This is a genomic window from Faecalibacterium sp. An122 (genome assembly GCF_002160895.1).
Lineage (GTDB): Bacteria > Bacillota > Clostridia > Oscillospirales > Ruminococcaceae > Faecalibacterium.
Map to the genome: position 1 here is coordinate 1 of NZ_NFLL01000045.1, position 10,711 is coordinate 10,711.

Annotated in this window: 8 protein-coding genes and 1 other RNA gene; 1 reads left to right on the forward strand and 8 read right to left on the reverse strand. The window is 63.2% G+C overall.

Annotated elements, in window-relative coordinates; genetic code table 11:
• Window positions 1-316: 316 nt before the first annotated feature.
• The 8 genes from recR to B5E67_RS15525 form a co-directional block, all read right to left on the reverse strand.
• Window positions 317-916: a recombination mediator RecR gene (recR, locus tag B5E67_RS14630; RefSeq protein ID WP_087368813.1), complete on the reverse strand. Its 600-nt coding sequence runs from the start codon at window positions 914-916 to the stop codon at window positions 317-319.
• A 12-nt stretch (window positions 917-928) separates the two neighbouring features.
• Window positions 929-1,273, reverse strand: coding sequence for a YbaB/EbfC family nucleoid-associated protein (locus B5E67_RS14635; RefSeq protein ID WP_087249435.1), 345 nt, complete (start codon window positions 1,271-1,273; stop codon window positions 929-931).
• A gap of 29 nt (window positions 1,274-1,302) precedes the next feature.
• On the reverse strand, window positions 1,303-3,300 hold the full coding sequence (dnaX, locus tag B5E67_RS16050; RefSeq protein ID WP_087385843.1) for a DNA polymerase III subunit gamma/tau: 1,998 nt from the start codon (window positions 3,298-3,300) through the stop codon (window positions 1,303-1,305).
• A gap of 85 nt (window positions 3,301-3,385) precedes the next feature.
• Window positions 3,386-3,485, reverse strand: an RNA gene (ffs, locus tag B5E67_RS14645) — signal recognition particle sRNA small type.
• Window positions 3,486-5,197: 1,712 nt separating this feature from the next.
• Window positions 5,198-5,461 (reverse strand): TIGR03905 family TSCPD domain-containing protein, encoded by a 264-nt coding sequence (locus B5E67_RS14650; RefSeq protein ID WP_087368815.1) that lies wholly within the window; start codon window positions 5,459-5,461, stop codon window positions 5,198-5,200.
• Window positions 5,462-5,641: 180 nt separating this feature from the next.
• Window positions 5,642-6,499: a PHP domain-containing protein gene (locus tag B5E67_RS14655; RefSeq protein ID WP_087385844.1), complete on the reverse strand. Its 858-nt coding sequence runs from the start codon at window positions 6,497-6,499 to the stop codon at window positions 5,642-5,644.
• 244 nt (window positions 6,500-6,743) lie between these two features.
• Window positions 6,744-9,011: a hydratase gene (locus B5E67_RS14660; RefSeq protein ID WP_087385845.1), complete on the reverse strand. Its 2,268-nt coding sequence runs from the start codon at window positions 9,009-9,011 to the stop codon at window positions 6,744-6,746.
• Between the two features lie 212 nt (window positions 9,012-9,223).
• Entirely contained in the window at window positions 9,224-9,457 is a 234-nt protein-coding gene (locus B5E67_RS15525) for a hypothetical protein (protein ID WP_143405442.1), read from the reverse strand.
• A 724-nt stretch (window positions 9,458-10,181) separates the two neighbouring features.
• Here B5E67_RS15525 and B5E67_RS14665 point away from each other — a divergent pair.
• Complete coding sequence (locus B5E67_RS14665) at window positions 10,182-10,616, forward strand: DUF6291 domain-containing protein (RefSeq protein WP_087385846.1); 435 nt, start codon at window positions 10,182-10,184, stop codon at window positions 10,614-10,616.
• Window positions 10,617-10,711 lie beyond the last annotated feature (95 nt).

Genomic DNA, 10,711 nt, shown 5'->3' on the forward strand with positions numbered 1-10,711 from the left:
CCCCCCCCCCCCCCCCCCCCCCCCCCCCCCCCCCCGCCCAGCGCAGCGAACAAGAAGGGAAAAGAAATAGAGTGTTCAAGGGCAGAGCGGCAAAGTTTTTGTTTATTTATGATCTAAACCCGCCCTCCACCCATTTAATGTGTCCCCCTGTCGCTGCGCGACATCCCCCTCCGGGGGAATAGACCGCAAGGGCTGCTTCGTCCGCAGGACGCGCCGGGCCAAAGCTGCCCTTTAAACAAAAAACCCGCCCGCCGGAGGAACACCCCAAAACAGGATGCCCCGCGGCGGGCAGGAAAATACAGTCAATGACACAAGCTTACAGCTCGTGGCGGCCCTCCAGAGCGCGGAAAATGGTCTGGCGGTCGGCCTGCTCCAGCTTGGAGCCCACCGGCACGCCCGACGCCAGACGGGTGGTGCGCACGCCCAGAGGCTTGAGGGTGCGGGCCAGATAGATGGAAGTGGCGTCGCCCTCCACGCTGGGGGGCAGGCCCATGATAACCTCCTTGACGGTGGTGTCCGACATCCGGTTCACCAGTTCCCGGATGGTCAAATTTTCGGGCCCGATGCCCTTCACCGGGCTGATGAGGCCGTACAGCACATGGTACAGGCCCCGGTATTCCCGGGTCCGCTCGATGGCCTGGACGTCCCGGGCCGTCTCCACCACGCAGATCACCGAATGATCCCGCTTGGGGTCGGAACAAATGGGGCACAGGTCCCCTTCGGTATAGTTCTGGCACTGGCGGCACCGGTTCAGCTTGGTGTGCACCCCGCGGATGGCCTGCACCAGGCGGTCGGTCTGTTCCGACGACAGGTTCATCAGCTGGTACGCCAGGCGGGTGGCGCTCTTGTCTCCCAGGCCCGGCAGCCGCTTCAGCTCGTCAATCAGCACTTCCAGCGGCGCGGCGGTGTTGCTCATGCCGGCCCTCCCTTACAGGCCCAGGCCGGGGATGTTCAGACCGCCGGTCAGCTTGCCCATCTCGGCGGCGGCAGCCTGATCCACCGTCTCCACCACCGCATTCACGGCGGCGGCCACCAGATCCTGCAGCATCTCGATGTCGTCGGGGTCCACGGCCTCCGGCTTGATGGTCACGTTCACCACCTGATGCTTGCCGTTCATGGTCACCGTCACCATCTCGCCGGGAGCGCTGGCGGTGTATTCGGTCTGCTCCAGCTCGGCCTGCTTGGCCTGCATGTCGCTCTGCATCTTCTGGGCCTGACGCATCAGGCTGTTCATATCGGGACGGCCATAGCCGCCGGGCATTCTTGCTTTCATGGCAAAATTCCTCCGTTGTGGTTGTGATGTCAGGACCGCCGCTTGCGGGCGTTGTCCTCGATGGTTACCTCCAGGCCCAGAGCTTCCAGCTTGTGCAGGGAGTCCTCGGCGGTGGTCTTTTGACGGGCTGCGGTTTTCTCGGGCTCGTAGGGCCCGATGGGCACCGCAATGCCCGATACTTCGGCAATCAGTTTCTTAATCAGCCGCTGGCTGCCCTTGTTCACCCGGATGAAATCCCGGAAGGTCTTGCCGCCGTCGATCAGCACCCGCACCCCGTCGAAATAGGCCTTGGACTTCTTCAGGTAGCCGTACAGCATGGGGTCGGTCTGCTGGATGCGGTTCACCACCTCGGCCCACTGGGGATAGGGGTTGACCCCGTCTGCGGCCGCACGGCGGGGCTTGTCCAGCTGAGGATCGGCGGCATACACCGGCTGGGCGGCCGGTTCCTCGGGGGGCGTCTCAGGCCAGGGGGCCGGGGGCGCCGGTTCTTCGGGCGGGGCTTCCTCCTCCCAGGGCGGCAGGTCCTGCGCAGACTGTGCCGCAGGGGCCGCCGGTGCGGCGGGTTCTTCCCAGGGCGGCAGGTCCTGCGCAGACTGTGCCGCAGGGGCCGTCGCCGGTGCGGCGGGTTCTTCCCAGGGCGGCAAATCCTGCGTGGACTGCACCGCGGGGGCGGCCGGTGCGGCGGGCTCTTCCCAAGGGGGCAGGTCCTGTGCGGACTGGGCCGCGGGGGCCGTAGCCGGTGCGGCGGGTTCTTCCCAGGGGGGCAGGTCCTGTGCAGACTGTGCCGCGGGGGCCGTAGCCGGTGCGGCGGGGGCAGGGGAGACCGGCGCAGACGCAAAGGGCCGGACGGTGGTTTCCTGCCGGACGGGCTGGGCGGCCGCCGGAACGGCCTGACGCGCCGGCTGGGCGGCAGCCGCAGCCGGAACCGCGGCGGCCTGCTGGGTCTGGGCGGGTTCGGTGAGGCTGAACAGGGCCAGTTCCAGCTCGATGCGCTGGTCGCTGCCCCGGGCCATGTGTTCCAGCGCCACGCCCAGCGCCCGAATGGCCCGCACCGCCTCCCGCCGGCCCAGGGCGGGGCCCTGTTCCAGATAGAGGGCTTCCTCGTCGGGGGAGACGCCGCTCAGCAGTTCCTGGCCTCCCGGCAGGGCGGCCAGCATCAGGCTGCGGTAGTGGGCGATGAGTTCCTCGGTGAGGCGCTTGACGTCTACCGACTGCTGGCGCAGGGCGGCCAGCTCGGCCAGGGCGCCGGCGGCGTCCCGGGCGGACACCGCCTGCGAGATCCGGAACAGATAACTCCGGTCGGTGACGCCCGCCATCCGGCGGACCACGTTTTCGTCGATGTCGGCGGTGACGCCGGCGCAGGTGTCCAGGATGGACAGGGCATCCCGCAATGCGCCGTCGGCCAGACGGGCGATGAGGGCGGCGGCCTTGTCGGTGAGGGACAGCTGTTCGGCGGCGGCCACCTGGGCCACCCGGCCCGCAATGTCCTCGGGGCTGATGCGGGTGAAGTCATACCGCTGGCACCGGGACCGGATGGTGGCGGGCACCTTCTGGATCTCGGTGGTGGCCAGAATAAAGATGACGTGGGCGGGGGGTTCTTCCAGGGTTTTCAGCAGGGCGTTGAACGCCGCCGTGGACAGCATGTGCACCTCGTCGATGATGTATACCTTATAAGTACAGCTGCTGGGGGTGTAGGCGGTCTCGTCCCGCAGGTCCCGGATATCGTCCACGCCGTTGTTGGAGGCGGCATCCATTTCCACCACGTCCAGGATGCTGCCGCCGTCGATGCCGCGGCAGACCGCACACTGACAGCAGGGGTCGCCGCCCTGGGGGTTGAGGCAGTTGACGGCTTTGGCGAAGATCTTGGCACAGGTGGTTTTGCCGGTGCCGCGGACGCCGGTGAACAGGTACGCGTGGCCCACACGGCCGGAAGCCACCTGATTTTTCAGCGCGGCCACGATGGCGCGCTGGCCCACCACGTCCTCGAACCGCTGGGGCCGCCATTTGCGGTACAGCGCACGATACATTCCCACACCTCCCGAACGGTACGGATAATAAAAAAAGCGGACAGCGCTGCGGGGGAGGTTCCCCCGCCTTGCGAAGCTCGGCATACGAATGCAGGCTGGCTGAAACGCACCGTGCACGCCGCTTAAGGCTGCTTGGTTCCCCACCTGACCTGGTTCACAGCGGCCCAGTCGTACAGGGCCCGCATCCGTATGCCGAACCGCGCAGCAAGGCGCTGTCCGACCTGGTTGCCCACAGCCTGGCCGTGAGCATATGTTATTTTATCATATTCCGCCCCGGATTGCAAGCCCCCCGCTTTTTCGAGAAAAAGCTTGGCAAAAAGCTTCACTGTGTACCATCAAGTTTCCGGGTCTCCGACACTTTCGCGGGGCCTTTACGTCTCTGCTCGTTCGTTACGTTTGCGCCTGTGGCGCGGTACGATGCAAAGTTTCGCGTAGCCTGGTTTGCTCATTTGGTACGTTTTGAAAACCTATAACATACAATCACCCTCGTCCTTTATTGGGCGGGGGTTGTTTTTGGTTTTGAGCCCCTGTCAGGGGCAGCCGAGCCGACCGCGTTCAGTGAACGAAACAGGGAGGCGAGGCTGGCGCCGCGCTCCAATTTTCACAAGGGCGCACCGCCGCCCGCTGGGAAAATTGGCTAAGCGCAAGAGGACAGGCCCACAGGCCGCAGGGGTTCCGCTATTGGGCGGTTGGGTGGGTTTAGATCATAAAAGGGTAGAGCGTAGCGGTTTCAAAGTCTGCGCCCTACAGCACCAAAAGACCCACTGAACCGCCAGCCCGCCAAAGCGGGCATGTGGTACAAATCGGAGCGGCGGGCAAAAGCCGTTAAGAAAAAACCGGGCCGTCTTTTGTAAGCGCTCGAAGTTTTAACGAGCCAAGGCCGTCGTGTTTTTTTAGGCTTTTGCCCAGAGCGACCACTCTGTCTGGGTCCAGGGGTCAGTCCTCTTGCGCTTAGCCGATTTTTGCGGCGCGCCACGGAGGGCGCTTGCAAAAACCGGAGCGCTGCGCCAGCTTTGGCCCGGCTGTTTCGTCCACTGGACGCGCCGGGCCAAAGCTGCCCTGGTCGTTAGGGAGGGTAGGGAGTCCAGAGGCTGCGGAGCCGAGGCGCTGCCTGCGGCAGAAACAGCCGAGGCGGAGCAGGGGCAGCCGTCCAAATTTTCAAGCGGGCAGCGGCCCGCGCTGAAAATTTGGGTAACGGCAACCCGGAGGTAGGGAGGGGGAGTCGAAACCCCCTCCCTCCCCCTCTGGCCCCAGCGGAGCGAACAAAGAGAAAAAAGAAATGGAGTGTTCAAAGGCAGGGCGGCAAAGTTTGTGCTTGTTTATGATCTAAACCCACCCTCCGCCCATTTAATGTGTCCCCCTGTCGCTGCGCGACATCCCCCTCCGGGGGAGCAGACTGCAAAGCTGCCGCTCCAAAAAGCTCTAAAAAGCTCTAAACCAAAAACAACCCCCGCCCAGAGATGGACGAGGGTTGTCGTATTTTTATAGGTTTTCAGGGCGTACCGGGTAAAAGAATCAGGTCAAAACGGGCTTTGCATCGTACCCGGGCACAGCCCCAAACGCCGGGAGCGAGCAGTGGCGTAAAGGCCCCGCGGAAGTTCCGGAGACCCGGAAAGTGTATGGTACACATTGAAACCTCTTGCGCTTAGCCGATTTTTGCGGCGCGCCGCGGAGGGCGCTTGCAAAAACCGGAGCGCGGCTCCGGGTTGCGGTGCCCTGTTTTTGCTTCGGGCGTCGTCGCGCCCTCGCAAAAAGCAGACCGCTGCCCCTGCTCCGCCTCGGCTGTTTCTGCCGCAGGCAGCGCCTCGGCTGCGCAGCCAACCACGGCTCCCTGTTTCGTCCACTGGACGCGGTCGCCGCCGCTGCCTTTTGCTTACTTTTTCTCCGAAAAAGTAAGTTACTGGTTTTCCAGGGCGGCGAGGGCTTTGCGGAGGTTTTTGGCGATCTGGTCGGGGCAGCTGGTGGGCTTGGACCCGCAGGTGACGCCCTCCATCCGGGCGATGGCGTCCTCCGCCTTCATGCCCTTCAGCAGGCTGGCAATGCCCTTCAGGTTGCCGTTGCAGCCGCCCATCACCTGGATGGACTCGATGGTGTGGTCGGGAGCCAGCTCAATCATGGTCATGCGGGAACAAGTCCCCTGGTTGGGAAAAGTATAAGTCATAGTATTCACGTTCCTTCTTTTGTCATGTGTTCCCGGGGCTTTCGGGGCCGCCGGGTGTATCTTGCAGGCAGAGGGCGGAATCCGCCCCGCCGCCTTTCAGCAGGTATCAGCCCGCCGCAGTCCGCCCGCCGGGCCGGTTTTGGTCCCGCCGGTCCCGCCGCCGGGCGTCCGGGACGGGTGTCAGCCGCCCAGCCGGCCCTGGCGCTGCCGGGCCAGGCCGCAGATGCGCTGGATCTGGTCGTCGGCGGTGGTGCAGGTGCCCACCGGGTGGGGATGGGCCGAATTCGCCCCGTGGAAGTCGGTGCCGCCGGTGACGATCAGGTTATATTGGGCGCACAGGGCGCGGCATTCGGCCTTGTCCTCCTCGCTGTTGCGGGGATGGTCGATCTCGATGCCGTCGATCCGTCCCTCCGCCGCCAGCTGCCGCACCAGCGGCATGCTCTTATAGACGGTGGGATGGGCGAACACCACCACCCCCTTGGCGGCACGGGCGATGTCCAGAACCTCGTCCACGGTGGGGTATTCGGGGCTGTGGAGCACCACGCCCCGGGGATTCCATCCGAACAGGTAATGGTACACCTCCCCATAGACGCTGTCGCACAGGCCCAACTCATGGAGGGCCTGCATGATGCCGCTCTTGTACAGCACCCCGCTGTCCTGGGCGTATTCCAGGGCCTGCTCGGTGCGGAACTGGGGGTACATCCCCTCCAGTTCCCGGGCGCTCTGGAGACAGCACTCGTTGCGGCGGCGGCGCATGGTGTCGCAATGGGCCCGCAGCTCGGGACAATCCTGGGGCCAGTAGCACAGCAGGTGAACCCGGTGCCGGCGCTCATAGTCGTAGCCGGTGAGCTCCACGGCGGGAATCAGCTTCACCCCCTCCTGTTCGGGGTGGGCGTAGCAGTAGGCCGCGCTGAGGAAAGTATCGTGGTCGGACAGGGCCAGGGCGGACAGACCCGCCCGGGCCGCCATGGGCGGGATGCGGTGGATGGGCACCGACCCATCCGAACAGGTGGAATGATTGTGCAGGTCGCCGGGCATGGCGAAGCCTCCTTTCCCGGGCAGCTGAGTCAAGCACTGCCTGCGGCAAAACTGGCGCAGCGCTCCGGTTTTTGTGAGCGTCCTCCGGGGCGCAAAGCAAAAATCAGCTCAGCGCAAGAGAGGAACACGGTCTCCTTTTGCAAGCGGACGCAGCCCCGCCGGACAACCAATTTGCCGCAGAGGCCGCCCCAAAGGGCGCAACTTCTGCGGCAAACGGCATCGGAGGGCGGGGCCGCCCCCGGGATCAGTGTTTGTAGAAGTTAATCAGGCAGCCATCCGCCAGGATCTGCCGCTCGTCGGCGGTCAGGGGCGCAATGGACAGGGTGAAGGCGGTGGGGGTGTCTCCCAGCACATAGGCGGGAATCTCGCTCAGGTCCCCGGCCAGGGCCTTGCGTGCGTTGGGAACCAGGATATAGTCCCCCAGCCCGAAGGGGGTGGGCCCGGCGATCTGGAAGGGCAGCATACCCCAGTTGATGAGGTTGGAGCGGTAGCGCTTGGTGGCGTATTCCACCGCGATGTTGGCCCCGGCGCCCAGAACGCGCTGGCAGCTGGCGGCCTGTTCCCGGGCGGAACCGTCGCCCGGCTTGACCGCAAAGATGGTGGAGGCAATCTGGACGTCGTCCCAGGTCAGGCCCTCACAGCCCGGCACCGCCTGGATCTGGGCCAGCAGGGCGGCGTCGCCCTGGCCGGCGCGGCGGGCGGCCTCCTCGGCCTGGACTTCCTTGGCGCGGCCCACATAGGCGGGGTCCTTGCGGCTGAGGGTGAACTCGGCCAGGCCCAGGGGGTTGGAGCGGTAGGAACTGGTTTCGCCCGAGGGGATCAGCTCGTCGGTGGTGGTGACGGGGTCGGTGATGTAGGAGGCCACCTTCAGCAGCAGGTTATCACCCAGGGGGGCAATCTCGGGCCAGTCCTTGATGTTGGGGCCCAGCTTGAGGAGGGCGTCATAGTTGCCCTGGCCGAAGCCCTGGTACACGCGGGCCTGATAGCTGGTGTCGTCGAAGGTGTATTCGGGGACGGTGGGGTCGTAGTCGATGGCGGTGGCCGGGGTCAGGATGCCGCCGTTGGCGGTGGTGGCCGCAATGCTGCGGGCATCCATCAGGGCCACGCCCGCCAGCTGGCCCACGCCGGGCTTGGAACCCTCGCGGCTGGGGAAGTTGCGGGTGGTGTGGCGGATGGACAGGGCCCCGTTGAAAGGCACGTCGCCGGCGCCGAAGCAGGGGCCGCAGAAGGCGGTCCGGATGGTGGCGCCCGAAGCCATCAGGCTGGACAGGGCCCCGGCCTTGTCCAGGGCCATCATGACGGGCTGGCTGGCGGGATAGACGCTGAGGGCGTACTCGCCGCAGCCGCCGGTACGGCCCTTCAGGATGGAGGCTGCCTCCACGATGCTGTCGTACAGGCCGCCGGCGCAGCCGGCAATGACGCCCTGATCCACACGGAGCTTGCCGTTTTCGATCTTGGAGCACAGGTCCAGCTTCACGTCGGTGCGGCCCACCAGCTTCTGGACCTCCTGCTCACAGGCGTGGAGGATGTCCTCCAGGTTGGCGTTCAGCTCCTCGATGGTGAAGGCGTTGGAGGGGTGCATGGGCAGGGCGATCATGGGCCGGATGGCCGACAGATCCACCTTCACCACCCCGTCGTAATAGGCCAGGTCGGCCGGGGCCAGGGCCTTGTAGTCGGCGGCCCGGCCGTGGGCGGCCAGATATTTCCGGGTGGTCTCGTCGGTCTCCCAGATGGAGGACAGGCAGGTGGTCTCGGTGGTCATGGCGTCGATGGCGTTGCGGGTGTCCTGGCGCAGGCTGGCCACGCCGGGGCCGATGAACTCCATCACCTTGTTCTTGACATAGCCGCTCTTGAACAGGGCGCCCACCAGGGCGATGGCCACGTCGTGAGGACCGCAGCCCACCGGCAGGGATCCGGTCAGGTAGATGGCCACCACGCCGGGCCGGGCCACGTCATAGGTGCGGCCCAGCAGCTGTTTGGCCAGCTCGCCGCCGCCCTCGCCGATGGCCATGGTGCCCAGGGCGCCGTAACGGGTATGGGAGTCGGAGCCCAGAATCATCTTGCCGCAGCCGGCGAATTTCTCCCGCATGTACTGGTGGATGACGGCCAGGTGGGGCGGCACAAAGATGCCGCCGTACTTCTGGGCCGCCGACAGGCCGAACCGGTGGTCGTCCTCATTGATGGTGCCGCCCACCGCGCACAGGCTGTTGTGGCAGTTGGTCAGCACGTAGGGCAGCGGGAACTTTTCCAGGCCCGAGGCCCGGGCCGTCTGGATGATGCCCACAAAGGTGATGTCATGGCTGGCCATGGCGTCAAACTTGATTTTCAGGTTTTCGGGGTCGCCGCTGGTGTTGTGGGACTGCAGAATCCCCCACGCGATGGTCCCCTGCTGGGCTTTGGCCGCGGCGTCCGCGTCAAAACCCAGCGCCGCCAGGGCGGCCGGGGCGTTCCCGTCCGCCATAATCCACTGGCCCCGGGCCAGGTATGCGCCGGTGCTGGTGCACTCAATCATTTCATTCGCCTCTCTCTCAATTTTTCTTTGTTTCCCAAAGCCGCCCCCCGCCCCATTGCCGGCAGCCGCTTTGTTTTTATAGTATACCACGGTTCGCGCGAAAGAAAAAGGGGCAGCTTTGCCCTATGCAAGCTGCACCGCTTTTTCTTTCTATTTCATTTGAATTCTATATACTACAAAAAACTATTTTTGTTTTGCTTGCTATTCACAATTTAATAGCACCGCTGGCATGGTGTATAACCTTGAGCTTCTGCATATTCCAGTGTTACATGTTCGGGATTGATCATGGAACTACAGTCAGAATCTTTGTGATATTTAGTCCCCCCATTGGTCGGAATCCAGACCATCCTTGAACCTGAGCCTGCTTCTGATGAACAACCCGCAAAAATCACCATAACAGCAAATACAATCGATATAAACCGAGCCGCAAATTTCATCGATTTCATTTCAATTCCTCCTTTTAATTCTTAAAATAGAGCTATTTGTTCTCTATTGAAATCATTATATACTGATTATTAAAAAAACACAATATATCATTGCAAAAATTCAGAAAATACATATCCAAAACACTCTGTTCTTTAGAGCCTTGGATACTCTTGATTCACCAGCCCGCCAAAGCGGGCATGTGGTACCAATCGGAGCGGCGGGCAAAAGCCGTTAAGAAAAACACCCGTGCCGCCATTTGAGGCCCTGTAAGTTTCCACGGGCCAGGCATGACAGTGTTTTTTAGGCTTTTGAACGACGCGACTTCCCTATCTGGGTCCAGGGTTCAGACCCTGGTCGTTAGGGAGGGTAGGGAGTCCAGAGGGGGTAGGGAGGGGGAGTCGAAACCCCCTCCCTCCCCCTCTGGGCCTAGCGCAGCGAACAAAGAGGAAAAGAAATGGAGTGTTAAAGGGCAGAGCGGCAAAGTTTTTGCTTATTTATGATCTAAACCCACCCTCCGCCCATTTAATGTGTCCCCCTGTCGCTGCGCGACATCCCCCTCCGGGGGAACGAGGCCGCAAGGCTGTTTGGTCCACTGGACGCTGCCGCAGTTCGCACCCGCAAAAGTTTCCACCGCAGAAAATTCCCTCCAAAAGGACACCCTGTCCCTCCCGGGCCGGGTGCGTTACACTGGATGCAAAAGCATTTCGCCCCGCCGCATCCCACATCACGCCAAAGGAGGCCGTCATGGATACACCCGAGAAAAAGACCAGCGTTTTGTTTTATACCGATTGGGCCAAGCCCCTGCGCAGCCTCCCCATGGAGGATGTGGGGCAGCTGTTCTGCGCCATTCTGGAGTATACCGAGACGGGCGCCGTCCCCCAGCTGGACAGCCCGGTGGCGGCCATGGCATGGGAGTTCATCTGCCAGCGCCTGGACGCCAGCATCGAAAAATGGGACGCCACCCGTGAAAAGCGCCGTCAGGCGGGCCGCCGGGGCGCCCTTGTGACCAACAGCAAAGAGCGGCAAACGGCGGCAAATCCGGCAAATGCCGCTTTTGCCGAAATCGAAGCGGCAAATCCGGCTGTAACTGTACCTGTTCCTGTCCCTGAGACTGTTCCTGAGAATGTTCCTGTCCCTGAGACTGTTCCTGAGACTGAGGTGCGACACGAAGTCGCGTAATGTATTGCGTGTAAACGCTGCTCTATCCATTTGGAGTAACCCTACTGTGACCTGCACTGGTCAAAAGCCAGCGTTGGGAAGCTCACAGGACAATA